This is a genomic window from Streptomyces sp. NPDC058525, assembly GCF_042719495.1.
Classification (GTDB): domain Bacteria; phylum Actinomycetota; class Actinomycetes; order Streptomycetales; family Streptomycetaceae; genus Streptomyces.
Genome location: NZ_JBHXNP010000009.1, coordinates 117,822 through 144,799, shown reverse-complemented (window position 1 = coordinate 144,799; position 26,978 = coordinate 117,822). Strand labels below are relative to the sequence as shown.

Below are 26,978 nucleotides of genomic sequence, written 5' to 3'. Positions count from 1 at the left end.
CGCCAAGCTGTTCGACTGCTTTGCTTCGGGCGGCTCGTTGTAGAGGTATGAGTAAGAGCCAGAAGGGGCGCAGGCACCGTTCGGTGAACCGCACGCCCCGACCCGCGGGTCCGGCGCAGATCGGGCGTCTCATGCCGTCGCAGATCGCGCCCCAGCAGCCGTTCCGCCTCGTATCTCGGGAGCGACCCCAGAACATCGCCGGGCGGCTGTATTTCGCGACAGCCCGGCTGCGTGTCGACGACGAGGTGATGGAGTTCGACCTGCTCGCCTCCCTCTACGGAATCGTGAGCGGGGAGGTCACCGGCGACTCCGCGGCCCTGCTGACCGCCGCGGCCTTCTCGTATCTGCAGCAGGCCCCCGTCGAGAACAGGGCGGCGGTGGCACACCTCGGATGCGACCTCACCCGGTCGCCGGCCGCCATGCTCGACTCGTTCCGCGCCTTCGTCGCTGCTGGACTCGTCGGGCGAGACGAGAACGGCGGATACTTCCACCTCGACCGGCAGCGGGCCATCGGCTGCCAGCGGGACGGCGAGGACGTCCCACCGCACGCTCAGCTCTCCGAGTCCATGCGCCCTGTCGAGCCGGACGGCCCCGTCTTCTACAACAAGGCCAGCGTCGGTGGCCTGGGGCATCACGCCGCCGTGACCTGGAAGAGGCTGAAGGCGATCGGGAGCGCTGGAGCGACGCCAGAGGACCTGTCGACGTCGGTCGGATACACCCTCCCCACGATTCGCAAGCACCTTGCAGGCCTGGCCCGATACGAACTGGCCGAAGAGACCGGGGGCCGGGGCGCGCCACGAAGGTGAACCAATGGGAGGCGGCCCGCGAGCACGGCCTTCCAGTCCGCAGCAGCGTCTGACCGGGCAGCCTGGAACGTCCCCGCGGCGGCCAGTGCAGCACCAGGGTGACCGCAGGGCGAGGCCGGCCAGCGCCGCTGAGGTCAGGCCAACCCGCCTGCACCGGGGTCCGGAGGACCGTCTGCGGGTCTAGGGTGTCGCCTCGTGACGATTCTGATCGTGGGAGCCTCCGGGTTCCTCGGGACCGAACTGGTCCGGCAAGCCGTCCTGTCCGGGCACACGACAGCCGGGACCTACGCCACCAGACCAGGGACCGTTCCGGAGGCGACCTGGCACGCTCTGGACCTGCGCGATGCCGACAACATCGAAGCGGTCGTGGCCGAGACCAGGCCCCGCGTCATCATCAACGCATCGAGCGGCGGCGCGCGCTGGACGGTCACGGCCGAAGGACCGGTCCGTCTGGCCATGGCGGCGGCGAAGACCGGGAGCCGGATGATCCAGGTTTCCTCCGACGCCGTGTTCTCCGGCGCCGCCGCCGTGCCCTACGACGAGTCCCGTCTGCCCGACCCCATCACCCCGTACGGTGCGGCGAAGGCGGCCGCCGAGACCGGAGTCCTCCTCGTTCATCCGGACGCGGTGGTGGCCAGGACTTCGCTGATCATCGGTGACGGTCAGTCCGAGCACGAACGTGCCGTCCACGGCCTTGTCGCCGGAACCCGCGAAGGAGTCCTGTTCACCGACGACGTGCGCTGCCCCGTCCACGTGAGCGACCTGGCGGCAGCCCTCTTGGAGCTCGCCACGGCGGACACAACAGGCATCCATCATCTCGGCGGCGCCGAGGCAGTGAGCCGGTACGACCTGGGCGTGCTCATCGCCAGACGCGACGGGCTGGATGCCTCCCGGCTCCCCGCGGGGCTGCGGGCCAACAGCACTCTCCCCGGAGGCATAGAGATCCGTCTCGACAGCCGCGCCACGCAGAGGGGACTGCACTCCACGCTCCGAGGCGCCCGCGAGTTCCTGCCCCCGCGAGGCGAGACCTCGAAGGTCAAATAGTCCCTGATAGGGAGTCCTATTCGAGGAGGCCTGATGGTCGATTCCGCGCATGCGGCTGTGGACTTGCGCCACGTGCCCGCTGACCCGGTTCTGGTCCGGGTGGAGCAGGGCCTGAACGTACGCTTGGACCGGGACACCTTGGTGAGCAAGCGCCGCTCCCTCGGAGCCCGTACAGAGCGGGGGACCTCGGTACGGATCGAGCGCCGAGCCTTCGAGCGGATCGGCCAACAGGGATGGAACGGCACCGAGGCCGCCGCAGTGCTGCTTGGGGTCGTAATGCCCCGTTGGTACCAGGGCGTGACGTGGCGCGAGGCAGACGAGCCGGTGATGTGGCGGGCCGACGAACTGGAGCTGGTCACCTCGCAGCCGGTCGGCACGGGCGCTCGCGTGCGTGAGGCTCCTGGTCTGCCCGAAGCCTGGTGGGCGGGGCTGAACGGCTCGCTCGATGCCCTGTCCTCGCAGCACACATACCGGATCGCGACACCGGACACGGAGCGGATCAGTCAGGAGCTCGTCACCGGGAAGCTGGGCGAGGTGTTCCCCTCGGTCACGGACACCAGGGTCGGGAAGTGGGTTCCGGCCCACGGGGATCTGACCTGGGCGAATGTGATGGGGCCCGTGTTCTGCCTCATCGACTGGGAGGACTGGGGCATGGCCCCTCGCGGCCTGGACGCCGTAACGCTCTGGGGGAACGCGCTGGCCGTCCCCGCCCTCGCCGCCCGGGTCTACCGTGAGCGGCAGGCAGACATGCAGAGCCGGGACGGCAAGCTCATGGCCCTGTACGTCCTTTCGAAGATCGTGGGGCCCCATGCCCGCGAGGAGGATCCCCTGCTGGTGCCGGCTCGGAGGGAAGCAGCACGGTTGGTAGCCGACCTTCAGACCTGATTCCGTTGCCACAGCCAGCGCACGTGCGGATCAGCGCGGCTGTCCGGGCCACACCTCTCCCCTTCCTGCTCCGCACGCAGCGACGGCTCCCCGCAGTTCCTAGTAGGGCTTGGTCAGGTTGGGGTTGGTGTGGGTATGTCGCGGTGACACGTGGGGCAGGCACCGTTCCAGGTTGCGAGGAGGGTCTGTAGTTCGTGGACGATCCGGTAGAGGCTCAGGCTGGCGCCGTGTCTTTTGGGGCCCTGGCCAGCCGCTGCAATGTGCAGAAGGCGTGCGCGACGGAGACGAGGGTGACGTGGTGATGCCAGCCGTTCCAGGTGCGGCCCTCGAAGTGGGCGAGCCCAAGGGCCTGCTTCATCTCGCGGTAGTCGTGCTCGATGCGCCAGCGGAGCTTGGCCAGGCGGACCAGGGTGGTCAGCGGGGTGTCGGCGGGCAGGTCGGACAGCCAGAACTGGACGGGTTCGATCTGGCCGGCCGGCCACTCGGCCAGGAGCCAGCACGCGGGCAACTCCGGCCCGTCGGTGGCCTGGCGGACCTCGCGGCCGGCAGGCCGGATCCGCAAGGCCACGAACCGCGAGTACATCCGTTTGAAGCCGCTGCGGCCGGTGCCGGGACGGGAGCCCTCCCGCCATTGCACCGGCTTCGCCGCGTTCCTGCCTGCCGCGATGACCAGCTGTTTCACCGACTGTGGCTTGTCCGGGTACTTCGCCACGGGTGGCCGTCCGTTCCCGGAGTAGGGCTCGGTCACCGGCACGGCTTCGCCTGGCTGGGCCGAGAGTGTGGTGGAGATCCCCACCATGTAGTTGAGGCCGCGGGCCTGCAGGCCGTGCCGGAAGGCCGCGGCGTCGCCGTATCCGGCGTCCGCGACGGCCAGTGGCACCTCGATGCCCCACGAGCGGGTCTCGTCGAGCATGTCGAGTGCCAGTTGCCACTTCTCCACGTGACGGATGTCGTCGGGGATGCCGCAGGCGGTGCGGCGGGCAGCCTTGTCCGGGTCCGCTTTCGGCGAGGAGGGATCCCAGGTCTCGGGCAGGAACAGCCGCCAGTTGACCGCCGCGGACGCGTGGTCGGACGCCAGGTGCAGCGAGACACCCACCTGACAGTTGGTGACCTTGCCCGCGGTGCCAGTGTACTGCCTCGACACACAAGCCGACGCGGTCCCGTCCTTCAGGAACCCGGTGTCATCGAAGATCAAGGTGCTCGGCCGGATGGCTGTCTCCATCTTCCAGGCCAGCCGGGCCCGCACATGCGCCGGATTCCACGGGCTGGTGGTGATGAAGTGGGCCAGGGCCTGGCGGTTCCCGTCCTCGCCGAGCCGGGCGGCCATCGGCTCGACCGACTTGCGTTGCCCGTCGGTCAGCAGGCCACGCAGGTAGACCTGTCCCCACCGACGCTGATCGTTCCGCGCGAACGGCTCGAAAACCTCAGCCGCGAAGTCCTCCAGATCACACCGCACCGCGGCCAAATCCTCAGGTGTCACACCCGATCAACGGCACAGCCACCCATCTGGACACGCCACCAAAGAATGAACCTGACCAAGCCCTACTAGGAGGATGGCGGCTTATGGTGACGTCCAGTCGGCTTCGGCAAGGGCCACCCCGGCACCCCGGGCTGGGGCTGGACGATCCCGTGGAGTAGCCGCTGCGCGGCGGCGTAGTCGTCGACGACCGCCTCGGCAGCCCACTGGTAGCCCGTCCAGCGCATCAAGAGCCTCGGCGCCTTGGGATTCACGTGGGCACCACGACCGGGCGGCCCGTCCATCGGGAGGGCGCGCAGCTCTCCGATCCGGTTCTCCCGCCGGGCGAGGTACCGCTTGGCCCAGTCTTCAAAGGGTTCGTCTTCGCTCACAGCCGGCAGCTTCCCTTGGTGCATCTACTCCAATTCAGCTTGGTTCGTCAGGCTGCTGAGGTCGGTGTTGGCGCCGCAGAGGATCACGGCGACCCTTTCGCCGTTGCCGGGCCGGTAGCTGCGGCTCGGCACGAAAGGATCGCCGGACTGCGGCAGGGCGTTCCACTGGGTGTCATACCGGGGTTCCGCGAGCAGAGCCGCCAGGCCGGTCGAGGCTCCGTACTCGACGGCGATCCGGCGGTGGTCCCACAGGGCCTGGCGCGCCGCGATGATGTCGCTGTCCGGCACGAGGACCGAGTGCACGCGATCCTGCTGGGCAGCGTGCAGGGCCATCCGTGAGGTGCGGCGGGCGCCCAGGGAGTCGGCGGCGATCGAGTCGACGGGTACGTCGACGGGCGCGCCCGCTTCGAGGGCGGCGTTCAGCGCCCGGCAGTTCTCGGGTTCCACGGCGACGACCCGTACGCCGTGGTGCTGGGCCGCGGTGGCCACTCCCGCGAAGAGGCCGCCGCCGCCGACGGCGACGACCACGGTGTCCAGGCCGGGGATCTGCTGGCGGATCTCCTCCAGCAGGGTGCCCGCTCCTGCGGCGATGAGGGGGTGCTCGTAGGCGTGGCTCATCAAACTGCCTGTTGCACCCGCGAAGTCCTCGCACGCGGCGAGGGCCTCGGCGTACTCGGCGCCCACGAGGCGTACGTCCGCGTTGTACCCGCGCAGCCTGGCGACCTTGACCGGCGGCGCAGCCTCGGGCAGGAACACGGTGGCCCGCACGCCCTGCTGCTGGGCGGCCCACGCGCAGGCGAGCCCCGCGTTGCCGCCGGAGGCGATGGTGACTCCGGCGTCCGGCAGGGTGCCGGCCTCGCGGTGGGCGGCGAGGAAGTTCTGCGCGCCGCGAGCCTTGAAGCTGCCGGTGTGCTGCATGTACTCCAGCGCGAGCCACACCTCGCAGGGCTTCTGCGGGCCCTCGTCCAGGGGGTCCGGGTGGGCGGTGCGGATCGCGCCGGGGTCCACCCGGGAGAGAGCTACGGGGCGGATACGACCGACGATCCGGTCGGCGGCGGCCTTGATGTCGCCGTACGTGAGCTGGTGCACTTCGCTGCTCCTGAAGGGTGAGGGCTAGGACCAGGTGATGAGCTGGCCGGTGGTGGTGAGGCCGAGGAAGAAGGCGAGGGCGATCCGGCGTTGGCCCGGGTTCGCCTCGACCTCGTGGAAATGCGCCGGGTTGAACAGGAGCGCTCCTCCGAGCTGAGGCCGCAGGCTGACCTGCTGGCAGTGCTCGACCGTCTTGGTCCGGTAGCCGTAGGAGTAGCGGTGCTGCTCGTCGGTGGGATCCCAACGGTGGCGCCAGAGCGTGGTGGCTCCGCCCGTCTCGGGGACGGCGGCCCACGTATTGAAGGCGAGCTGGGCGACGGTCTCCTGGTCGAAGAGGCGGCAGGGGAATTCGCGCCGTACGTCGTCGTAGTGGAGGAGGGTGCCTTCGTTGATCTCGCGCAGGGTGCCTGCGAAGACCGGGCGGCCGCCGATGGTGGCGGGCAAGATCGCGCTGCCCCAGGCCGTGCCGAGGCGGGCCAGCGATAACGCGACGGGATCCGGGCGCAGTCGGGTTCGGTGCCAGGAGACCCGTGCGGCTTCGGCGTCGCGCCAGTACCGGTCGGCGTCCAGCCCTCCCGCGACGGTGCGGTAGTCGTTGAGGGACGGGCCGAACCGGACGATCGGGGTCGGTACCCGGTCGAGGTCGTAGGCGGCGGTGGGCAGCCGGTCGAGTGCGGCCAGGGCGTCGGTGCAGGTCTGCTCGTCAAGGAAGCGCGGAACGGTGACGGCGGCGGAGGTCGCGGCGATGAGGTGGGCCAGGTGTCGCTCGGTGAAGCCGCCCGGGGCATCCGTACTGGTGAACAGGGGGTCCAGCGCCGTGCGGGGCATGCCGCCTCCGAGTGACGAGAGATGAGCCTTCCGTAACCGATACCGCGTACCGTACGCTGACCCGCATGCCTAGGCAATCCGTCTCCCTGGAACTCGCCACACCCGAACTCATTGCCGAAACAGCCCTATTGATGGTCGATCAGGACGGCTGCGAAGCGCTGACCTTCAGGACCCTCGCCGCTCGGCTCGGCATCGGCCACGCGACCCTCCAGCGCCGGTGCACCGACATGGCCGGCCTCCTCGACATGTGCGCCGACCACCTCGCCGCTGGCCTGCCCGACATCCCCGCCGGCACCGACTGGGCTGCCGCCACCGAGGCCCGCTTCCGCCGGGTCTACGAGCTCCTCACCGATCACCCGGGACTCGTCGCCCTCCGCGGTGCGCGGCCCTGGCTCGGCCCCCAGCTCCTCAAGCGCCTGGTGGAGCCACAGCTTGCCGCCTCCCTCGCGGCCGGAATGACCCCGCAGGAGGCGATCTCCTGCTACCGGCGGATGTACCTCCTGACGTTGGGCAGCGCCAGCTTCGTGGACCACCGCAACCCGAAGGGCGCCCAGGCCGCTACGCGCACCGCGTTGGCCGCGCTCGACCCCGAAGAGTTCCCCGTACTGACCGGCCACCTCGCCGTCATCGTCTCCGCCGTAGTCGACTCCGAGGTCTACTACCAGGCACTTCGCGACCTCATCCACGTCGCGAACCCCGCCAAATCCGGTCTATAGCGACAGGCTCTGCGACCGTCGAGCCCGCACCGGACTCGGCGGCCACAGCTGCACCCCCGCCTTCGATTGCGCCAGGACCTGTGCCGACGCGAGAAGGAGCCGCACATGCATACGGACCCCCAGCACCGGCATGCCCTCTCCGCCGGGCCGCGGCCGCCCAGGTTCGTCGTCCTGGACGGCCTGCGGTCCTCGGGGAAGAGCACCGTGGCCCCGATCCTCGCCGAGTTGCTCGGCGCGGAGTTCATCGCACCGGCGGGCCCCGGTTTCGACGTCCTGCGCCGTCACACCGACACCACGACGAACGTGAACGCCCGCCTCCACCTGTGGCTGTACGAGAACTACGTCCGCTCGGACCGGGCCCGGCAGATCCTCGAATCGGGCCGCAGCGTGGTGACGGAAAGCTACTTCCACCGGACCCTCGCCACCCACGCGGCAACCGGCGCCCGGCACCTTCCCGCAGTGGACTGGCAGACCGCACTGCTCCCGCACGCTACCTACTTCCTCCGAGTCAACGCGGCCACCCGCCTCGTCCGCATGGCCGCGCGCGCCCGCGCCGACCACGCCGGTTACTGGTCCCGGCTCGAGGAGGCCAACCTGCATCTGACCGAAGCCGTCTACGAAGGCTTCGACCTCACTCCCGTCGACATCGGCTCCGCCTCGGCCGGCGACATCGCGCAGCGGATCGCCGATCTCGAGAACGCGGCCACCCGCATCCCCCGGCAGCCGTGCGGCAGTCCACTGCCGGATGTCGCCCGACACGACCCGACCCACCGAGAGGACAGTAAATGACCACGGCTGTAACCGAGTTCGAAGTCAAGGCGCTGGAGATCGATCCGGCCGACCTCGCCGCCCGCATCGAGAAGGCGGGAGGTACCCACATCACCGACCGGGACATGCGCCGCTACGTCTACGACACCGTGCCAGCCGTCCTGGGCAAGTGGGTACGCCTGCGGGACACCGGCACCGAGGTCACCTTGTGCGTGAAGGAGATCCACTCCGACGAGGTGGACGGCACCCGTGAGACCGAGGTCGGCGTATCGGACTTCGGCCTCGCCCACGCCGCCCTCACCGCCAGCGGCCTGGCCGCCCGCTCCTACCAGGAGAACCGGCGCTCCTCCTGGCTCCTCGACGGCGTCCGCCTCGAACTCGACCACTGGCCGCTGATCCCCCCGTACCTGGAGATCGAGGCGGATACCGAGGCCGATGTGTGGGCCATGGCTGAACGCCTCGGCTTGGACCGCACAAGCCTCACGGCCGAGAACACGACCGCCGTCTACCGCCGGTACGGCATCGACCTGGAGTCGGTGGCCGACCTCCGTTTTCCCGCCTGACCCAGCGCACCACCCCCTTGAGCTGCGCGGCCGGGAGCCAGCCGGCCGCGCGGAAGGAAGGTCGCGACATGCTCATGCACAAGGTGCCCGTCGAAATACGCCCCGACGAGACCGGCCGCGTCAAGATCGACGACGAATGCGGGCTGGCCTGCACGTTCTGCCACAACGAGGGAACCGCCGTCACCGCCGACAATCGGAACGCCGAACCCGGGAAGTACACCGGAACGGCCGGCAAGACCGGCCGAGTCTCGATCTACATCGCCACCAACGGAGCGAAGTTCCTCTCCGCCCGCATCGAGCCCGGCCCCGAGTTCGCCCTCGCACTGGCCGCGCTCCGCGGCAGCATCACCACCCGGGAGATCCACTTCACGGGCGGGGAACCGACCCTGCACCCCCGCCTGCCCGCCCTGGTCCACCAGGTCCGAAGCATGGGCTTCACCGTGGGCCTTACCTCCAACGGCGAGAACGGCGCCGCCGTCCTGGAGGAGTGCGCCACAGCCGGCCTGGACCGCGTCAACCTGGCGGTCTTCGGGACCACCGCCGGCGAACTCGCGGCCGTGCAGGCCCCGCGCTTCGCCTCGATCGGGCTCGCCGAGGCGAAGATCGCCGCCCTGGCGGCAACGATCGAGACCGGACTCCGCAGCGGCATCAAGGTCTCCGCGAACCTCGTCGTCAGCGACTCCACCCAGATCCCCCGCGCCCTGCGGATCGTGGAGGAATACGGCCGTGACGTGACCGTACGGTTCCTGGTCAAACTGGAGACCGAGCACCACTCCCGGACCGCCATCAGGGAGACCTTGGCCGCCCTCGACGCGGTACCCGTCCGCCACATCATCACTGCCGGAACCTTCGACGAACGGACCCGGTACCAGCTCCCCGGCGGCCGGACCGTCTACGCCAAGAACATCCGCCCGGTCCGCCTCCCCGACACCTGTATCGGCTGCCGTTTCAACAACCCCACCGACTGCCAGGAGGGGTACTACGGAGTCCGCATGTACCGGGCCAAGGGCGGCCCCTACATGATCGGCGTCTGCATCCGCCGCATGGACATCTGCATACCCATAGGAGAGTTCGCCATGAGCCAGCGCGCTAGGGAGATCCAGGCCTTCCGAAACGACGAGACCGCACGCCTCACCGCCCAGTACCCACAGCTGGTCCCGGCAGGAATCTGATCACAGGAGGTGCGGTGTTCCCCTGCCCGAGGAGCAGTAACTAGCGAGCCAACGACGCGTTGGGACGCCGTCGGCGCGGCTGTGTGGGGTTGCTCGTCCCGATCGGGTGAGAGCTGGGGCAGTCGTGGCGTTGGCGACACACGATCTTGGAGTTGTCCTAGGGTGTGAAGGGTTCCCGGTGGTGTCTGGCTGCCGGGATTTCGTGTTTCCTGGGCGGAGTTTGATCTTGCGGTACGGGCGCGTTGAGGGACGGCAGAACGAATCGTCGGCCGTCCCTCGGATCAGCTGGACGGTACGTGTACGCGAAGCCTCCGCCCCGTTGAGAGTCAGGCCGTACCGGCTGCACTTCTTCGCGCGGATGCTCTCGTGGACCGGTTCGTCGGTATCCACCATCGGCCTGGCGTTCGCCGTCCTGCACATCCAGGGCGGGGCCGGTTCCCTCGGCCTGGTCCTCGCCGCCGGGATGCTCCCGCAGATCCTGCTGCTCCTGGTGGGCGGCGTGGTTGCTGACCGCTGGTCCCGGGCCAAGGTGATGCTGTGGGCCAACGTGGTGTCCTTCGCTGCGGAGAGCGCGGCGGCGACGCTGTTGTGGGCCGGGGCGGCGAAAGTGTGGCACTTGGCCTCGATGGCCGCCGTGTGCGGGGCTGCCTCGGCGTTCTTCACGCCGGCCGCCGGTGGTGTGGTGGTGGAGGTCGTGCCCGCCGAGATGCGCCACGCTGCCAACGCCCTGCTGAAGCTGGGACAGAACACGGTGAAGGTCGGCGGCCCGATGATCGGCGGCGTCCTGGTGGCGCTCGTGGGTCCGGCATGGGTGATCGGCTGGGACGCCCTGACCTTCGCAACTGCGGCCGTGTTGTGCTCCCGCATCGGCCTCAAGGCGGCACGGGTGAAAGTGAAGAGCGGCTTCGTGGCCGATCTACGCGACGGCTGGACCGACTTCTGGTCGCGCCGCTGGCTGTGGGTCATGGTCATGCAGGGCGCTGTGATCGTGCCCGCATGGCTCGTCGGCTACCAGGCGCTCGGCCCGGTCTACGGGGAGAGGTTCCTCGGCGGGCCGGGGCTGTGGGGCATCGTGGTGTCCGGATTCACCGGCGGCCTGATCGCGGGAGCGGCCTCCGCACTGATGTGGAAGCCGCGCCTGGCCGCCGTGGTGGTGTGCGCAGGGACGGGCACGATGGCGCTGCCGCTGGCCGCGATGGCCCTGCGGCTGCCCATGCCGGTGCTCGTGGTCACCGCGGTCACCGCCGGAGCCGGGCTCGCCTTCAGCGGAACAACGTGGGCGTCGGTCGTGCAGGCCCGGATCCCGGCAGACCGGATGAGCCGGACCATGTCCTACTCGACGCTCGGCCAGCTCATCCCGGTCCCGGTGGGCTACATCCTCGTCGGACCGCTGGTAGCCCTCTTCGGGCTCCGCGTCACGCTTGCAGCCGGGGCCCTTTTGATCGTGTGCGCGGCTGTTTTGCCGTTGGCGCTGGCTCAGGTACGGGAGCTGTCCGCCACGGTGCCAGGGGACGCCGCCGAGACGGCACTGGCCTCGGCTGCTCGGGCTCCGAGGTAGAACGCGCGGGCGACCTCGACCGCAGTGCGGGAATCTGGCCGAGTCGACGGCTATGCCTGCCCTGCCCGCCACACCGGATGTCGGTGATCGCGGCCGACGCCATCAGACCGCCCGCGTGGACGGGCTGTTCCATCCCGGCCGGGGTGGCTGTGCTGCGGCCAGGGTGTGGGCGAGGTGATCGGCGGTCGTGAACGCGACCCTGGGGTCGGCGATGAAGGCGGCCGGTTCGATGCTACGGGTGACGATAAGCGGGACCACGGTCCATTCCAAGCCGTCGGGGGCCTTGCAGGCGCGGGCCGCGGCGGCTGCGTGGGTGGTGATGGTGGTGGCCTTGGCGAGGAGCTTGTCGCGGTAGCGTTCGGTGAACTTCCGGATGTGCTGGACAAGGTTATGGGGCGCGACGGCGCCTTCGGGGTTTTTGGCCTCGATCACCCATAGGCGCTGGCTGGCCGGGTCGGCGATCAAGAGGTCGATCTCGCCGGTCAGGCCCGGGATGCCGAGCTATGCGGCGGTCTTCTCCAGGAGGCGGAAGTGGTGGGGTAGTCCGGCGTCGCGGGCGATGGCCTTGAGGTCGGCTTCGAGGCGCTCGTCGAGGTGCTGGCGGTGGCGGCGCAGTGCGTCGCCGACTTGCTTGGGCAGGTCGGGGTGCGGAAGGCGCCCTTCGTCGAGGTATGCGGCGTATGCCTCCTGGGCGGCGTGGACGAGCCAGGGCAGGACCAGCAGTCGCCCGGCCTGGTCGATCAGGGGGTGGGTGGCGGGCCGGGTACGGCGCTCGACCTCGGTGTAGGCGTGCGGGCCTGTGGGAGCGGCGTTGCCCGGATGCAGGCGTAGCCGGTCGACGGCGGCTGCCAGGTCGGGCTCGGGCAGTCGGGACCAGGAGGCGGCCTCCCTTGCCAGGTCCTCGCTGGTCACGGAGGCGATTCCCTCCGGTCCGGTCGGCCAGTCGGCGGCGGTGGCCAGCACGGAGCTGAGAGCGGCGAGGCCGAAGCCCCAGTGTTGGTGCAGGAGCACGTCGGCCCGGGCGATCTGGGTGCCGGCGGGCAGAGCTGGCGCGGTGAACGCGAGGGGCGTGCGTGCGCTCCCTGTCTCGAACTCGGTGGCGGGGTCGCGGTGTTCGCGCTCGGCGCCGCTGGCCCTGGCGATGAAGTTCTCATGGCGGGCGTGGTGGTAGGTGTCCGCGTCGAACCCCAGGTGCAGCAATTCGGAGTCCGGCCCGTCGGCGGTTTCGTCGTCCGTGCTGGTGATGGTGAACACGCCGGTGGGGTGGATCTCCAGGTGGAGGTCGTGCAGGCGCCGGGCGGCAGCGACTGCGGTGATTCCGCATTGCAGGACGAGCTCGGCCAGGGCGATCAGTTCGGCGACGGCCAGGGTGTCGACGGGCCGGAGCCCGGCGGGCGGGTTCGCGATCGCCTGCTGGAGGAGCAGCTGCAGGGCAGAGGTGGCGGTGGCCGCTTCGATCTGGCGCTCACCGGCTTCCGTCGCCCAGTTCGCTGCCCAGGGGGCGGCGAGGTTCACCGTCACCTCGTGGCGCCCGCGGGTACGGCTGCTCCAGGCCGCGTTCAAGTGCTGGGCCAACTCCACGACCAGGCCTGGTTCGTGGGCGCGGATCTGCCGGTCGAGTTCACCTTCGAGCGCGTGCAGCAGCTGCTCACCAGGGCCGCCGCTCACGTACGCGTCTGGGCCGTGCCATGTACCGAACGGGATGCCAGCTCGGCGTACGGCCGCGGCCGCGGTGCGCAGGGTGCGGGCGTGGAGGTGCCGGGAGCGCGCCAGCGTGTAGTGGGGGGCCGTGGCGGGCCAGTAGGTGGTGGCGGCGGTGAGGCGCAGTACGGGGTGGGCGTTGTCCCAGGCTTCGGAGAAGGCCTCCGGGGTGCAGCCCGGTCCGGCGCCGCGGCCGTGACGGATCTGGTCGGTCAGGTGATGCAGGAGCAGGCCGAGCACGCGGTGGCCGCCGCTGCCGTCGCCGGTGAAGGACTTCAGCAGTGGTGGGTCGAGGTCGATTCCGATCCGGACGCGGCCGGAGTCGGCCCCGGCATGCAGCAGCAGCCGCTCCCCCGTGTCCTGGTCCTCGCCGTCCCGGTCGTGGGGTCCGGCCGGGGCCTCGTGGGGCCGGGTGCTTTCGGTGAGCTGCACCACCACCGGGGCCAGCTCGGGCAGGGTGAAGTGCGCGGCGACGGGTGGGCATCCGGTGATGGTGCTGCGGATGCTGTCCGCGAGCCCTGTCATCGCGCCCAGGTCGAGTACCGCACCCGGTTCACCGCAGGGGCTGGCCACGACCACGAGCGGTGGGAGGGTACTGACCCGCACCACCAACCCGGCGCCGCCGCCCCGGTCACCCGTCTCCGAGAGGTCTGCGTACTCGCCCGCCACGCCCGGCTCGGGCTCGGCGAGGTGGGCGAAGCGCCAGTGGATCGCGGTCGGCAGCCCGGCGCCGGCCAGGACGTCGTCCAGGCGAGCCCATGCGGCGGCCCGCCGCCACGTGAGGTCGACCCCGGCCGGCGGGACGACGGCCACCTCCTCGCGGTCCGGGCCCGGCAGCAGCATCGTGCCTTCAATCAGCCAGGCGGCCCAGGCGTCGAGCGGTTCCCGGTAGAAGACGGCGTCGACCCCGGGGTGCTCGGTCAGCTCCAGCACGAACAGGGCCAGCAGCGCCGGGTCCCCCTCCGCGTCGCCGAGGATCTCGGCGAGTTCCTCGGCATGCAGGTAGGCGGTGTCACGGATCAGTTCGGGCCCCAGCACCGCCGGCCCGGCATAGACCACGAGCCGTCCTCGGCCCGGCTCGCCGGCAGCGAGAGCGGCGCGCCCCTCCTCGACCCGCGCCGACAGGCCCCCGGAGAGCGCGCTGACGATCGCGATGTCGTACCGGTGGGTGGGCGAGGAGATCACACACACCGGCCCCGGCCGGGCGGGTACCCCGTTCAGGCCCAGCAGCTGGGCGACGCGGTCCACGGTCAGCGCCTGGAGGCACTCCTCGGCAGCCGGCCCATCCGGGACCTGGGTGATCAGGTACTCCAGGGCCGCGGCGAAGCTGTTCAGCATGGCGGAGGCCGGGACCAGCCGGCGGCGGCCGTGCGCGACGACGGCGAGCGCCGGCCCCAGGAGCGGTGCTCTGGGGTTGTAGCGCAGCGACATGGAGGTGATGTCCGAGGTCAGCCAATCCAGCGCGCGAGCGGCGCGTTCCGGCTCCCGGCATCCGGCGGCGATCTCAGTGGGGTCCAGGTCGGCCAGCCCCTCGACGGCGTCGTACTCGCTGGGGCTGATCCCGCAGGCGATGTCCTGCGAGGACCGGTCGTCGTACACCTCCGGCCACGCCAGCGCCAGCGTCGACACCACCCGGTCCGTGCAGCGCAGCACGAGCTCAAGAACGTCAGTGAGGGTGAAGCCATGCACGGCCAGCACAGCCTGGTCGACCGCTCGCGCCGTCAGCTCCGCACAGCGAAGGAACATCACCGGGTGGTCGAGCTGCCCAGGATGAACCAGCAGCCGCTCCCCCGCCACCTCGTACCGCACCAGGGCACGCGGGTCGTTCGGCTCCATCTCCGTGAGTGTTCCGCGTCCAGGAGCAGCACGGACGACGGCTTCGACCAGTCCCGGCAGATCCTGTGCGCCCGCCCGCCTCCCCAGCCGAACGGAGCCTCGCAGGACCCGGGTCCACAGCAGCAGCAGATGATCGTGGAAGCGAGAGCAGCCGGGAGAGGCGAGCGCGGTCTCCAGCAGCGCTACCAGCGATTCGGTCGAGTAGCGGGCCAGCGCCCGGTCAATGGGCTTCCACTGCACCCGCCGGTGCTGGGCGGACGTGGGCTGCTGCGCCGTGGCCATGGTGGATGCGTCTCCTGTGCCGATCGTGGTGAAGCCAGCCTTGCAGGAGGACACCCCATGGCGTCGGGGAATCTCGCCTTTGTCTGGCAGCGGTGACGAACTCCCCGCCGGTACAGCACTCCAACGGGGACCGAGCTCAGTACCTGGAGATCGTTTTCGCCTGCCGGCCCGCAGGCTCGGGCTCCTCGCCCCGGGTGTGCGACGACGAGTCGGTGGAGGTCGGCTGGTTCTCGCTGGACGCGCTACCGCCGATGAGTGATCGGATGCGGGAGATCATCGCGGTGGTCGAGAAGGACGAGACGGCGGCATGGTTCGCACCGGTTGAGTGACCGCGTGGCAGACCAGCCTCTCGTCGCCGTGGCAGGGTTGGGGCCCCTTACGCGGGCACGGCCCCTGTACGGCGGGCGAACTCGCGCAGGCCCGACACGCGTGCCGGGCCGTAGAGCAGTTTCGATGTCAGGGCCCGCAGCGCCGGCCGTCGGACTTCTTGCGCCGCCTCCTGTTCGACGGCCGGCGCAGTGCGGCGAACGCCTGTTCGCCGTTGCCGAGGGCGTGCCACATGCGGGCGGTGTCGGTCCAGGCGAGGGTGTCGAGCCAGCGCTCGCAGTCGCTCATGAGCGTGGCCAGTTCCTGCTCCAGGCTCTCGGACAGCCGCGGCGGGCTGTCCGTCGCGGCCTCCCCGTCGGCGAGGCCTCCTGGTTCACACGCCCGCCGCCGAAGACCGTGCTGCAGACCCGGCCGTCTGGACCGCAGGCCGCCCCGGCCGTGCTACCGAATGCCGGCCGAGACCTGCCTGATGTACGCCTCCAGCGGCTCGAACCCCCACGCGGCGCGCAGTGCCTCAACCTCGTCCGGGTTCCGAAGGGGGTGGGGGACGAGCGTCCTGTCCGGGCCCTGCGTCAGCTGGGTGCCGAAGATCTGCCGCTTTCCCTGGGCGACCAGCACCCGGTCCTCCAGCAGAGCGCCGTGCTGCGGGTCGGCGTCGCCCGCCGTCACGGCGGCCGCGAGCAACTCCAGGCACTCCCGCTGGAAGTCGGGCCGCCGGTCGGCGTGCTGAGCGAGCAGCCAGGCAGCCCCGGCGGCCTGCCGCCCGACGAGGGCTTCGCCCGGCCACCCGCTCGCGGCGATCAGCTCACCCAGCCAGGCGGTGTTCGCTTCGTCCACGGCCCTCCACCGCTCCATCAGCTCCGGCGTACGTTCGGCCACCGGCACCAGCCGGACCGCCTGATCCTCCTCCTGGCGCCGGAGCAGCTCCGCGCGTAGGACCTTGTCGACCGTCGGCCGGGGCCGCAGAGCCGCCGCGGAGTCGATCGCCCCGAACAGCTCTGCGGCCAGCAGCCGCGTGTCCTCGGGAAGGTGGAGTCGGTCCAGCGCGCTGCGCTCCACCCAGTGGGCCGTGTGCTCGGGCATACCGTGAACAGCGAGCGGCCGGTCGACGACACCGACGACGATGTGGTCCTGGTGCAGATGCTGGTGATCGCAGCGGCTGTCCGCAGCAGCGGGCATCGACACCACGTGCCACACCGACGGGGCCGCCAGATGCGGATACCCCTCCGGGAGCGGCTGCGGCAGCAGGCGCACCCGCTGCCCCGTCTCCTTGAGTACCTCGCGCACCGCCGCCGTGAGTCCGTCTTCCCCGTCTTCGGTGTGCCCGCCGGGGACGAGTTCGCCCCTGAGGCGCGGATGCTCGATCATGCGCAGCCGCCACTCCAGACCGAACCGCGCGAAGGCATAGCAGCTCGCCGTCTCATGCATCACCAGATCGCCCATGCGTCCGATTCTCAGACGATGCGGCGTCGACTGAACAGCTTCAGGGCAAGTTCAGCCGGCGGGGGTGACTGTGGCGAAGATGTCGCAGTCGCAGTACGGGAGTTCGGGTATCCCTCAAGCTGGCCTATTCGCATTGGCCGGTTCCGTGTGGCTACTGTGTCGCAGCGAAGCCCATGTGGTCCCGTAGAAGAGACCGCCCCCGCGATCGGCGTTAGCCGCCCGAGGAAGAGCACGGAGCCCCCAGTGGCCATGCGAGCACCCTGGTGACGCAGGAGACGAGCGGTGCCGACCCCACACCTGTGGGCCGGTATCTCTCCGAATGGCGAATGCGCCGAGGCCTCACCGTGGCCGGGTTGGCGGTGCGTTCCGGCCTTCCCGAGCAGTTGATCGTAGACCTCGAGACGGGGAGAGAATGGGTCGATCAGCGCCGCATACTCGGCGCGTTCGCCACCGGTCTCCGGCTGGATCCGACTGAGCTGACCGGTCAGCCCTACATGCCGTGCGGGTCTGACCACTCCACCGTGCACTCGCTCGGGTGGTACGCACGCCGGTATCTGGTTCGCTCGCTCTCCGCGGACAGCGCCATCAGGGCAGCTGACCGAGAGCAACTCGCCGTCCTCGTCGACGGGCTGCAGGCGTCCGACGACGCCGGCGACCTCGTATCCGCCGCCCTGAAGGTTCCGGAGCTGCTGGAACTGGCCGGCTCGCCACAGTCCGGCGACGCCGACCGCGGGACCGACGCTCTTCGTGCGGCGGCGCACGTGTCCGTGGGCCGGCTCCTGCGCCGCCTTGGGTACCGGGACCTCGCCTGGGGCGTGCTTACTCAGGCATGCCCTCCGGTGGAGGCCCGCCCATCGGTACTGGGAGAGGAGATCCGGCTACTGCTGGATCTGGGGCAGGCCGAACTCGCCATCGCCCGCTCGGCGCAGGGAGAGGCCGACACCCCGGCCGAGGTACTGCTGCCGCTGGCCGTCGCGCACGCGACGCTTGGGCATGAGGCAGAAAGCGAGCGCCTGCTCGCGTCCGCTTATGAGAAGGCCGTCGACGTGCAGCAGCGATCCCAGGCCGCCTCTGCGGGAGCCTTCGCAGCGGCGGAGCGCGGCGCTTACCACCATGTGCTTGATCGGGCGGCGGGTGCCGTCTGCCTCCCGGCGGGCGACCGCTCCGCCCTGCTCGTCCTTACTGCGTCCGCTCGGGCCAGGCTAGGCCTGTACGGGGCCGCGGCCGAGGATCTGGCGGCCGCGGAATCCATCGCACCGCTGCACACCCGATTGGATCCCCTGGCACGCGAGCTTGTGAGTGTGATCCCCGTCCGCGCCCAGGAGCACGCCGCAGCGCTGGATGCGATGGCTGCACGGTTCGGTATGAGGTGATCTTGGCCCGTTCGGGGAATGCCCGGTTGCGACGGCCGGACCTGGCCTAACCTACGCGTGATCCACGAGTAGTTGGGCGGACGGTCATGGACGAACGGCAACAGCAACTGGCCAAGCTGATCGGCAAGAGGGTGCGGGCGCTGCGGGGCAGGCGGGGGTTAACCGTGCGGGCGCTGGCCGGTCTGGCGGGCGTGTCCTCCTCCTACTTGTCGATGGTCGAGAGCGGTCAGCGGCTCCTGAAGGACCCCGCCTATATCAACGCGATCGCCGACGCCTTGCGGGTCGCACCGTCGGAATTGTTGGGCCAGCCCTTCCTGCCAGTGGATCCGCACGCCACAGAGGCCCATGCCGCGATCCCGGAGCTGCGGCTCACGCTGATGGGTATGGCCGTGGGCAGTCCGCTGGACCGCCCGGCGCCGGAGGAATCCGTGACGCGGCTGGCGGCGCGCGTGCGGCGCGCGAACCGGCTCTACCACGCTGCGGAGTACGGGGCCTTGGCGGTCAGGCTCCCGGCACTGCTCGCAGACCTCCAGGCGACGGCCTCGGCGAGCGAGGGGCGGACCCGGCTGCGGGTGTTGCGACTGCTGGCCGACGCCTACCACCCGGCGTGCACCCTGATGCTCAAGTCGCTCGGCTACACCGATCTGGCCTTCATCGCGGTCACCCGGGCGGGCGAAGCCATCACCGAGCTCGAGGACCCGGTCTACACCGCCCTGAGCGGCTTCTTCGCCACCCACATCCTTATGGCGTCCGGGAGCCCGCAGCAGGCCTTGTCCAAGGCAACCGCCACGGTGAACCTACTGGAGCAGCACCTGGCCCTCCCCCATGCCGAGGCGTTGCTCGGTGAACTCCACTTGATCTCCGCCACGAGCATCACCAAGGATCCGAGCCGGCCCGCGAGCGACCGCACCGCCGATGTCCGCTCGCACCTCGCCGAGGCAACGCGTCTGGCGAACGGGATCGGAGAGACCCGCGCCTTCCACCTGAACTTCGGCCCGACGAACGTGGCGATTCACAGAGTCAGCCTCAACACCGACCTCGGGCATCACGGCGACGCCGTCACCGCGGGCACCGACGTTCACCCCGAGATCATCAGCGCCCCCGGCCGCCAGGCGGCCTACCACTCCGATCTGGGCCGCGCCCTCGTCCACGTTCGCGGGCAGGAGTCGACTGCGGCCGAGCGATTCCTCCGTGCGGAACTGATCGCCCCGCAGCGGGTCCACGCCGATGCGCTGATCGGGGACTCCGTCAGCTACCTCCTCGGCAAACGGCTTCCTGTCCATGTGCAGCGCGACCTGGCCGGTCTCGCTCACCGCATGGGCATCAGCCGGTAGGCCCAGGCCATTCCGCGAGGGCACCCAGCAGCCCGTCATCCTTGTACTTGCGCGACTCCTAGAGGCCTGTTGCTGGCGCTCTCGGCTGCGTGGAGTAGCTGCCGGAATACCGAGTGTTCACCGCTGTGAACAAACGAAGGGCCTCGACCGCCTACGGTCTGGCTCCGGCTTCACGCAGGGGGGCTCCGCGTGAAGCCGGGATGCACGACTCCGACGGGCGCTGGCTGTTTCCGGTGCCCGGCTCCGTAGGCGAGAGAGGGAAGCCGATGCTCGAATCCGTCAGCCACCTGGAAGAGGTGGCCCGCGAGTGGAAGATCAACCCCGAGGACGTGCTGCTCATCGCACTGAACAGCTGTGGGGCGCGTTCGCCCCTGGACAAGCCGCGGATGCGGTTCCAGTTGGCGCTGGACTCGCGGCCGGCCGACCCGTCGTACCTGATCCTCTCCCTGGGCCGCGAGGACTCGCCGTTCGAGATCGACGAGCGTGAGCTGCGGCTGCACGGCGAGCGGGTCGGGACGGTCAAGGGCATCGAGGACGACGACGCCGTGCTGGGCTACTGGCGCAACGGCACCAAGATGCTCACGCTGAACTCCAACCAGCGCTCCCAGTGCGTGGGGTGCACGTTCTGTCCGAACACCCTGGAGGGGGCCTCGGATCCCGCGATCCGCGATCTTGACCTGCCCGGCTACTTCGCCACCCTCGCGGCGAACTCCGGCGTGCCGGACCTGTCGGGGGTCGAAACCGTCACGGTGTGCACCGGCTGCTTCCTCTACGAGCACCTGGCCCTGGAGCACCTGGAGGGCGTGCGCGCCGCGATGCGCAGCACCGACTGCGAGGGGACCTTGCATTTTCTGTCGTCGGTCCTCACCAGCGAGGCGGGCCTGGACCGGGCCGCCGAGCTCGGGCCGTTCCACCTGACCTTGACGGTGGAGTGCTTCACCAACCGGGCGAGCATCCTCAAGCAGTCCAAGGCCGCGCTGACGGTCGACCAGATGGTCGCCACGCTCGGGGCGGCGAAGGACCGGGGCATCAGCACGGACTTCACCTACATCGTGGGCCTGGACCCGATCGAGGAGACCGTGGAGAACCTGAAGCGGCTGGTGCCGGTGACCACGACCTTCCCGCGGTTCCAGACGTTTCAGGCCCACAACCCGTACATGGACGTCTACCGCGCGCCGGGGTCGGACACGATCGAGTGGAACCTGACGATGCGGGCGGCGGTCGAGGAGCTGTTCGCGCCGACGGGGCTGCGGCCGCAGTGGTGGCAGAACTACCGCTCGCCGTGGGCGTACACGTTCGCCGGGGAGCAGCTGACCGGGGCGCGGATCTGATGGCCGGACGCAACGGTGGGGCCGTGACGGTGGTGCGGGCAGTCCGGGTGTGGCCCGTGGCGGGGCAGTCGGCCGGTCTGCCGGAGGGGTTACCCGACGCGTTGGCCGCGGTGGCAGTGGCGCCGGCGGGGCCGTCGTGGCCGGAGCACCGGACCCGGTTCGCGATCGAGGTGGTCGGCGACGGGGTCTCGGGCTGGCACGCGCCGGTCGGGGAGGGCGTCGCGCGGCTCGTCGTGGACGCGCTCGCCGATGGGCTGGTGGGGCACGACGCGGCGGCACCGCGCAAGCTCGGCTACCGGCCGCGGGCGGGCAGGCATCAGCAGGGTGCGCACGCCCGGCAGGCCGCCTCGGCTGTCGAACTGGCGTGCTGGGACCTGGCGTCGCGGGCTGCTGGCCGGTCGGTGCCGGAGCTGTTGGGTGGCACGGTGCGGGAGCGGGTGCCGGTGTATGCGTCCGCGCTCGGCCTGGACCCGGCCCGTGGCGAGGCGGTGAAGGCGGCGGAGTGGATCGCCGGGCAGGGGTTCTGGGGGCAGAAGTGGCCGCTCACCAAGGAGCTGCTGCGCCAAGGGCCGCGGGCTGTGGCCCGGGTGCTGGGATCGCTGCGGGAAGCGGCGGGCGAGGGACGGTTCATGGTCGACGGGCTGCGCCGGTGCCGCCTGGACGAGGCGCTCGCCCTGCTGCCCGTGCTGGCCGACCTGGATGTCGCGTTCGCCGAGGAGCTGCTGGAGCCGGGCGGCTTCGCCTGGGCCCGGCTGCGGGCGGCCGGGTCCGGGGTGGCGATGGCGGCCGGGGAGCACGCGGTCGACGAGCACGAACAGATGCGGCTGCTGGCCGGCGGGGCGGTGGACGTGTGGCAGACCGACCCGGGCTGGTCGGGCGGCCTGGCCCGCTCCCTGCACACCACCGAGGTCGCCGCCGACCTGGGGATGGCGACGTTCCCGCACGGCGACCGGCTGTGGGCGGCGCTCGCGCTGGCCGGCGCGTGCTGCCGGGACAAGGTCCCGGCGGTGGAGTGGCACCTGACGCTGGAGCCACTGCGGCAGCAGGTGTTCACCGATCCCGCGGAGGTTGAGGAGGGGACGCTGCCGTCCGGGCCAGGCGCCGGGCTCGCCCCTCTGCCGGTGACCTCCTCGCCGCTCCCGGCCTGGGAGATCGGGTCGTGAGCGGCCGGGCAATGTGGTCCGGGGTGCGGGCGGTCTGCTTCGACATGGGCGGCACGCTGATCCGCCCGGAGGCGGTGGCCACGACCGGCCAGGTCGCCGAGGTCCTCAGCATCTCGCTGGAGGAGGCCCGCGCCTTCATGGGCAGGGGCGCCAAGCGGCGGGTGATCACCCCGCAATGCCTCGCCCGGGAGATCGCGGACGCCTACGGACGGCCCGAGCTCACCGGCCCGCTGACCGACGTGCTGGAGCGAGCCCGGCGCCGGGCCGAGGACCCGCAGCTGTACCCGGACGTGGCGGACACCCTTACCGCGCTGCGCGCGCGGGGCTTCGCCCTGTACGCGATGACCAACGCGCTCGGTTCCTCGGTGCCCGAGCAGGAGCCCGCCGCGTTCCGGGAACTGCTGGACGCCGTCTTCTACTCAGCGCGCACCGGCGCGATCAAGCCGGAGCCGGCCGCGTTCGCCGCCGTCGAGCGGGTCAGCGGACTGCGGTCCGACGAGCTGCTGCACGTGGGCGACTCGGTGAACGCCGACGTCCGCGGAGCCACGGCAGTCGGTTGGCACACGGCCTGGGTGGACCGGCACCACACCACCGGACCGCTGATGCCGGAAGCGTCGACGCTGCGCCTGCACACCCTCAACACCCTCCCGCTGCTGCTCCCCGCCCGCGCGGCAGCGACGACGATCACTTCGGAGGTGGCCGGCTGATGGAGCCGTCCCGTACGTCCCGCCCGGCAACGCCCCCTGTCCACGACCCGCTGACCCCTTCGGTGCCGCTGTTCGACCCCAGCCAACTGCCGCTGCGGACCTGGTGCGAGGGCAGCCGCGAGGACGCGGTCACCGGCCTGGTGGCCTTCCCTGACTTCCACAGCCACATCCCGCGCTGCCTGGCCGCCGCCCTGCAGGCGGGGCGCCTGGTGGCGCTGGCGATCGGGGACGTGGACGGGCTCAAAGACCACGTCGAGCAGACGAACTCCACCAACCCTGCCTCCTACGGGCACCTGGCCGGCAACGAGGTCATGGCGACCGTGGGGGCCACGACCCGCGCATGGTTCCGCGAGCAGCCCTTCGACTCCGGCTGCGCGGCGACCTTCGGCGGCGACGAGGTGATCCTCGCCGCGGTCGTGGACGACGCCGACCAGTTCCACCAGGCCCTCGGCATCCTGCGGGACCGGCTCCGCGACGTGCTGCCGGTGACGGTCTCGTTCGCCTTGATGTTCGTTACCGCCGCCGACCTGCCCGCCGAGCGGGAGCGGGGCTGGAAGCACGCCTTCACCGACACCCTGCTCTCGGCGGTGGACCGGACCCTGTTCACGCACAAGGCGGCGCGCCGCGCCGGCGTCGGCCAGGGCGGCATCATCGCCGTCGCACGCCCACCCCGGCACTCCGATGCTGAAGAGGCGGGTCCGGATCCGGTGGTCCTGCTCCCGCTGCCGGCCGCGTCCGACGTCCTGCACGTGATGGCGCGGCCGGAGCGGATCGGCAGCCGGGACTTCCTGCTGCTGCCCTGTCGCGGGCCGGTCGGTCAGCGCGGCGCCCAGCTGCGCGTCACCTTCCCCACCGGCAGCTCCAGGACCGTGGTCGCCTACGCGCTGCGCGGGCAGGCAGCGCTGCCCTACGCGGCCGTCACCGACGGCGTGAGCAGTGTGCCGCTGACCGTGCAGGGCGTGCGGGATCGCACCCCGCGCAGCGTGCCCGAGGACTTGGCCGTCGCCCTGGAGCGGGCCGGGCTGGACTGGGCGGCGGTGCCCGTCCACGAGCAGGCGCAGATCCTCCACCTGATCACCGAGGCTGGCACCGAGGAGATCCGGGCCGGACGGGTCACGGCCGCCGTGGACGCGGTCGCCGCCCGGAAGGGGAAGGCCCTGTGAGCGAGACTGCCCTGCTGTCCGGGCCCGCCGACATGGCGGACCCGGGTGACTTCCCCGACTGGAGCCAGGCGACCGCGCACGCCGCGGCCCGCGTCTCCGATGCGGCCGTCGCGGCCGCGTGGCGGGCACTGAACTACCTGTGCGTCGCGCAGCTGTACCTGAACGACAACGTGCTGCCCGGCCGGCGGCTGCGGGTGGAGGACGTGAAGGAGGCGCCCAGCGGCCACTGGGGTGTGTGCCCGCCGGTGAACCTCATGCTCGCGCACCTGGGGCCGCTCACCACCGGACGGCCCCCGGGCAGCGAGGTCCTCATCGTCCACGGCGCCGGGCACGCCGGACCTTCCGCCCTGGCCCACGCCTACCTGACCAAGACCCTCACCTTGAGCGGCAATGGCCCCGGCTGGTCCGCCGCCGACATCCGCACGCTCGCCGCGGGCTTCCCGCACACCCGCACCTACGGCGGGGAAATCACCCCGCTCATCCCGGGCGTGCGCTACACCGGCGGCCAGCTCGGGCCGGCGCTCGCCGTCGCGCAGGGAATGGTCTTGGACGCCCCGCACCGCCTGGTGGTCGCGCTCCTGGGCGACGGGGAGCTGGAGACCGGTGCCGCCGCCGCGGCCTGGACCGCGCGGCGCGCGCTGCTGGGGTCCGGGCTGCACGGGGCGGTGCTGCCCGTCGTGCTGGCCAACGGCCTGCGGATGGGCGGTCCCTCCCTGCTGGCGGGGCTCGGCGAGGCCGAGCTGCGGGCGTACTTCACCGGCCTGGGGTACGAACCGTTCCTCCACGACGGCTCCGACACGGCCGGCCTCCGGAAGGTCTTGGGCGAGGTGTTCGCGCGGCTGCGCCCGGTCGGAGTCGACCGCCCGCAACCGGTCCTCGTGCTGACCATGCCCAAGGGCGCGACCGGGCCCGAGCAGGTCGCCGGGCGCCGGATCGCTGGGACCCCGGCCGTTCACAAGACGCCGCTGAAGGATCCCGCCCGCAACCAGGAAGAGTTCGACGCCCTTGCTGCCTGGCTGGCCTCGTACGAGCCGGCCTCCCTGTTCACCGACCGCGGGCAGCCGTCCTACCTCGTACGGCAGGCGCTCCCGCACCCGGCGCCCCGGCCGCGCCCGGCCCCGCCGGTGGCCCCCCTCGCCGTCCGAGGGGAACAGGGCTGGGCGCTGGTCAGCGCGGTGATCCGCGAACGCGCCGCCGCAGGCGCCTTCCGGCTGTTCAGCCCGGACGAGGTGGCCTCCAACCGGCTACACCTGGCCGAGGCCGGGGACGACCGGATGCCCGCGTGGGCGAGCGAGATCCTCAACGAGGAGATCTGCCACGCCTGGCTGCAGGGCTACACCGAGACCGGCCGCGACGCGCTGCTGGCCACGTACGAGGCGTTCGCCGCGGTCAACACCAGCCTGCTCGTCCAGCACCTCAAGCACCGCAGCGCGTGCACCGCGACCGGCGTCGGCGGGCTGGCGAACATCAACTACCTGATCACCTCGCTGGGCTGGCGCAACACCTACACCCACCAGAACCCCGGGCTCGTCTCCGCGATGCTGGAGACCGAGCATCCCACCGTGCACGTCTACACCCCGGCCGATGCGACCCGCGCGGCCGCCGTCCTCGCGGTCATGCTCGCCGGCCGGGACCGGGCGAACTTCCTGCTCGCCGACAAGCACCACACGCTCATCTTCCCCCCGGACACCTTCCGCGAGGAGCTGACCCGCGGCGCCGCGATCTGGCCGCACCTGAGCACCCCGGGCCCCGGGAGCCCGGACATCGTCCTGGCCTCCGCCGGGGACGTCGCGGCCCGCGAGCTGTCCGCCGCGGCCGACCAGCTCGCCGCCGCCCGACCGGACGCACGCCTCCGCTACGTGCACGTCAACGACCTGACCGTGCTCGGTTCTCCCGGCATCTGGCCTGCCGCGCTGCCCGACGGCGACTTCGCCCGCATGTTTCCGCCCGGCGCCCCGGTCCTGCTGGCCACCGTTACGCAGGCACCAGCTGTACGGGCCCTGCTCGCCAGCCGCGGCGAGGCTGCCCGCGTCCGCGTGGTCGGCTACCGCGACCCCGGCCGCCCTATGCCCTCCGGCGACCTGCTGGAGCACTGCGGCATGTCCGCCGCCGCGCTCACCGCTCAGGCGCTCTCGATGCTCAAGGAGCCGCGATGACCACCCCGCTCGCACCGGAGCCGAAGCTGCTGGCCGCTTTCGACCGCGACGGCCTGCTTGTCCTGCGCGACGCCCTTGACCCCGAGGTCCGCGACCGCGCGGCCGAGGCCGCCGTACGGCTCCTGGCCACCGGCCGCACCGCCGGCCGGGACCGCTCGGTCGACGGCAAGGACGGATTCCGCGGCGTCCTCGCCGTGGACGACGCCTTCCTCCCGCTGCTGGCCAACCCGGCCGTGCTGCCCACGCTCGTCGGCCTGCTCAGCCCCAACATCCACCTGCTGTCGAGCAACCTGATCTCCATGCCGTCCCTGCCGGACGAGGAGCGCACCATCCGCGTGCCGGCCCGGCACGGCTGGCACCGCGACATGTCCTCCACCGTGGCCGACCTCGGCACCGCGCACACCCCGCGTCTGGCGATCAAGGCGGCGTATTTCCTCACCGATCCGGGCCCGGACGCCGGGCTCACGATGTTCGTGCCCGGCAGCCACACCCAGACCGGGCCCGTCACCGTCCCCGACGGGGACATCGACCCGCCCGGCGCGCTCACCCCGGACGTCGGCCCGAACGACGTGGTCCTCTTCGAGAACCGCACCTGGCACGCTGGCGGCCTCAACCGCTCCGGCCGCACCCGGCTGGCCGTGATGATGCAGTACGGCTACCGGTGGCTCAACGCCGTCGACGACCCCGCCCCCGGCCTCCTCGACCGGCCGGACCTGGGCGACGTCGAGCGGCAGCTCCTCGGCGCCCGCGACCGCCACCAAGACGGTTCCGTCGCCCGTGAGGGCTCCGGTTCCCGGCCCCTGGCCGACTGGTGGCAGCACCTGACCGCCGCCGCGGCTCGTTGACCAATCATCCGACCCTGTCCGCACCCCCGCGAGAGACTGG

The 26,978-nt window shown here is 71.1% G+C and carries 25 protein-coding genes; 17 read left to right on the top strand and 8 right to left on the bottom strand.

Annotation, left to right across the window (positions count from 1 at the left end):
• Positions 1 to 131 precede the first annotated feature (131 nt).
• The 3 genes from ACFWP3_RS07785 to ACFWP3_RS07775 all read left to right on the top strand — a co-directional run bounded on the left by ACFWP3_RS07785 (position 132) and on the right by ACFWP3_RS07775 (position 2,735).
• Positions 132 to 806, top strand: coding sequence for a hypothetical protein (locus ACFWP3_RS07785; RefSeq protein WP_384217311.1), 675 nt, complete (start codon positions 132 to 134; stop codon positions 804 to 806).
• A 195-nt stretch (positions 807 to 1,001) separates the two neighbouring features.
• Positions 1,002 to 1,850 carry an SDR family oxidoreductase gene (locus tag ACFWP3_RS07780; protein ID WP_384217309.1) on the top strand — a complete coding sequence of 283 codons (849 nt, stop codon included), beginning with the start codon at positions 1,002 to 1,004 and terminating at the stop codon, positions 1,848 to 1,850.
• 33 nt (positions 1,851 to 1,883) lie between these two features.
• Positions 1,884 to 2,735 (top strand): hypothetical protein, encoded by an 852-nt coding sequence (locus ACFWP3_RS07775; protein ID WP_384217307.1) that lies wholly within the window; start codon positions 1,884 to 1,886, stop codon positions 2,733 to 2,735.
• A 214-nt stretch (positions 2,736 to 2,949) separates the two neighbouring features.
• Here ACFWP3_RS07775 and ACFWP3_RS07770 read toward each other — a convergent pair whose 3' ends face one another.
• The 4 genes from ACFWP3_RS07770 to ACFWP3_RS07755 form a co-directional block, all read right to left on the bottom strand.
• Positions 2,950 to 4,215: an IS701 family transposase gene (locus ACFWP3_RS07770; RefSeq protein ID WP_384217304.1), complete on the bottom strand. Its 1,266-nt coding sequence runs from the start codon at positions 4,213 to 4,215 to the stop codon at positions 2,950 to 2,952.
• 65 nt (positions 4,216 to 4,280) lie between these two features.
• Positions 4,281 to 4,583 (bottom strand): DUF6087 family protein, encoded by a 303-nt coding sequence (locus ACFWP3_RS07765; protein ID WP_384217302.1) that lies wholly within the window; start codon positions 4,581 to 4,583, stop codon positions 4,281 to 4,283.
• A 24-nt stretch (positions 4,584 to 4,607) separates the two neighbouring features.
• Positions 4,608 to 5,672, bottom strand: a complete 1,065-nt coding sequence (locus tag ACFWP3_RS07760; RefSeq protein ID WP_384217300.1) for a threonine/serine dehydratase — start codon at positions 5,670 to 5,672, stop codon at positions 4,608 to 4,610.
• A 24-nt stretch (positions 5,673 to 5,696) separates the two neighbouring features.
• On the bottom strand, positions 5,697 to 6,500 hold the full coding sequence (locus ACFWP3_RS07755) for a proline hydroxylase (RefSeq protein WP_384217297.1): 804 nt from the start codon (positions 6,498 to 6,500) through the stop codon (positions 5,697 to 5,699).
• A 65-nt stretch (positions 6,501 to 6,565) separates the two neighbouring features.
• Here ACFWP3_RS07755 and ACFWP3_RS07750 point away from each other — a divergent pair, with 65 nt between their 5' ends.
• From ACFWP3_RS07750 to ACFWP3_RS07730, 5 genes are all read left to right on the top strand, one after another.
• On the top strand, positions 6,566 to 7,216 hold the full coding sequence (locus ACFWP3_RS07750; RefSeq protein ID WP_384217295.1) for a TetR/AcrR family transcriptional regulator C-terminal domain-containing protein: 651 nt from the start codon (positions 6,566 to 6,568) through the stop codon (positions 7,214 to 7,216).
• Positions 7,217 to 7,321: 105 nt separating this feature from the next.
• Positions 7,322 to 8,005, top strand: a complete 684-nt coding sequence (locus ACFWP3_RS07745; protein WP_384217294.1) for a hypothetical protein — start codon at positions 7,322 to 7,324, stop codon at positions 8,003 to 8,005.
• Positions 8,002 to 8,547: a class IV adenylate cyclase gene (locus ACFWP3_RS07740; protein WP_384217291.1), complete on the top strand. Its 546-nt coding sequence runs from the start codon at positions 8,002 to 8,004 to the stop codon at positions 8,545 to 8,547. The genes ACFWP3_RS07745 and ACFWP3_RS07740 overlap by 4 nt, the downstream gene beginning before the upstream one ends.
• A gap of 68 nt (positions 8,548 to 8,615) precedes the next feature.
• A complete protein-coding gene (locus tag ACFWP3_RS07735; RefSeq protein ID WP_384217289.1) occupies positions 8,616 to 9,719 on the top strand; it encodes a radical SAM protein in 1,104 nt (367 codons plus the stop codon).
• A 319-nt stretch (positions 9,720 to 10,038) separates the two neighbouring features.
• Complete coding sequence (locus ACFWP3_RS07730) at positions 10,039 to 11,277, top strand: MFS transporter (protein WP_384217287.1); 1,239 nt, start codon at positions 10,039 to 10,041, stop codon at positions 11,275 to 11,277.
• Between the two features lie 102 nt (positions 11,278 to 11,379).
• Here the strand turns inward: ACFWP3_RS07730 and ACFWP3_RS07725 are convergent, their stop codons facing one another.
• The gene (locus ACFWP3_RS07725) at positions 11,380 to 11,742 is read right to left on the bottom strand and encodes a hypothetical protein (RefSeq protein ID WP_384217285.1); all 363 of its coding nucleotides are present in this window, start codon (positions 11,740 to 11,742) and stop codon (positions 11,380 to 11,382) included.
• Positions 11,743 to 11,778: 36 nt separating this feature from the next.
• Positions 11,779 to 15,096 carry a hypothetical protein gene (locus tag ACFWP3_RS07720; protein WP_384217283.1) on the bottom strand — a complete coding sequence of 1,106 codons (3,318 nt, stop codon included), beginning with the start codon at positions 15,094 to 15,096 and terminating at the stop codon, positions 11,779 to 11,781.
• 92 nt (positions 15,097 to 15,188) lie between these two features.
• Between ACFWP3_RS07720 and ACFWP3_RS07715 the strand changes: the two genes are divergently transcribed.
• Entirely contained in the window at positions 15,189 to 15,425 is a 237-nt protein-coding gene (locus ACFWP3_RS07715; RefSeq protein ID WP_384217281.1) for a hypothetical protein, read from the top strand.
• Between the two features lie 127 nt (positions 15,426 to 15,552).
• Here ACFWP3_RS07715 and ACFWP3_RS07710 read toward each other — a convergent pair whose 3' ends face one another.
• Complete coding sequence (locus ACFWP3_RS07710; RefSeq protein ID WP_384217280.1) at positions 15,553 to 15,711, bottom strand: hypothetical protein; 159 nt, start codon at positions 15,709 to 15,711, stop codon at positions 15,553 to 15,555.
• A 153-nt stretch (positions 15,712 to 15,864) separates the two neighbouring features.
• Complete coding sequence (locus tag ACFWP3_RS07705; protein WP_384217277.1) at positions 15,865 to 16,866, bottom strand: DUF6624 domain-containing protein; 1,002 nt, start codon at positions 16,864 to 16,866, stop codon at positions 15,865 to 15,867.
• A 263-nt stretch (positions 16,867 to 17,129) separates the two neighbouring features.
• Between ACFWP3_RS07705 and ACFWP3_RS07700 the strand changes: the two genes are divergently transcribed.
• The 8 genes from ACFWP3_RS07700 to ACFWP3_RS07665 all read left to right on the top strand — a co-directional run bounded on the left by ACFWP3_RS07700 (position 17,130) and on the right by ACFWP3_RS07665 (position 26,938).
• Positions 17,130 to 18,239: a helix-turn-helix domain-containing protein gene (locus tag ACFWP3_RS07700; RefSeq protein WP_384217275.1), complete on the top strand. Its 1,110-nt coding sequence runs from the start codon at positions 17,130 to 17,132 to the stop codon at positions 18,237 to 18,239.
• A gap of 86 nt (positions 18,240 to 18,325) precedes the next feature.
• Positions 18,326 to 19,573, top strand: a complete 1,248-nt coding sequence (locus ACFWP3_RS07695) for a helix-turn-helix domain-containing protein (RefSeq protein WP_384217272.1) — start codon at positions 18,326 to 18,328, stop codon at positions 19,571 to 19,573.
• A 266-nt stretch (positions 19,574 to 19,839) separates the two neighbouring features.
• Positions 19,840 to 20,904: a radical SAM protein gene (locus tag ACFWP3_RS07690; RefSeq protein ID WP_384217270.1), complete on the top strand. Its 1,065-nt coding sequence runs from the start codon at positions 19,840 to 19,842 to the stop codon at positions 20,902 to 20,904.
• Positions 20,904 to 22,067, top strand: a complete 1,164-nt coding sequence (locus ACFWP3_RS07685) for an enolase C-terminal domain-like protein (protein ID WP_384217267.1) — start codon at positions 20,904 to 20,906, stop codon at positions 22,065 to 22,067. The genes ACFWP3_RS07690 and ACFWP3_RS07685 overlap by 1 nt, the downstream gene beginning before the upstream one ends.
• A complete protein-coding gene (locus ACFWP3_RS07680; protein ID WP_384217265.1) occupies positions 22,064 to 22,774 on the top strand; it encodes an HAD family hydrolase in 711 nt (236 codons plus the stop codon). The genes ACFWP3_RS07685 and ACFWP3_RS07680 overlap by 4 nt, the downstream gene beginning before the upstream one ends.
• Positions 22,774 to 23,937, top strand: coding sequence for a hypothetical protein (locus tag ACFWP3_RS07675; RefSeq protein WP_384217262.1), 1,164 nt, complete (start codon positions 22,774 to 22,776; stop codon positions 23,935 to 23,937). The genes ACFWP3_RS07680 and ACFWP3_RS07675 overlap by 1 nt, the downstream gene beginning before the upstream one ends.
• On the top strand, positions 23,934 to 26,093 hold the full coding sequence (locus ACFWP3_RS07670; protein WP_384217260.1) for a phosphoketolase: 2,160 nt from the start codon (positions 23,934 to 23,936) through the stop codon (positions 26,091 to 26,093). The genes ACFWP3_RS07675 and ACFWP3_RS07670 overlap by 4 nt, the downstream gene beginning before the upstream one ends.
• Positions 26,090 to 26,938: a phytanoyl-CoA dioxygenase family protein gene (locus ACFWP3_RS07665; protein WP_384217258.1), complete on the top strand. Its 849-nt coding sequence runs from the start codon at positions 26,090 to 26,092 to the stop codon at positions 26,936 to 26,938. The genes ACFWP3_RS07670 and ACFWP3_RS07665 overlap by 4 nt, the downstream gene beginning before the upstream one ends.
• Positions 26,939 to 26,978: the final 40 nt, after the last annotated feature.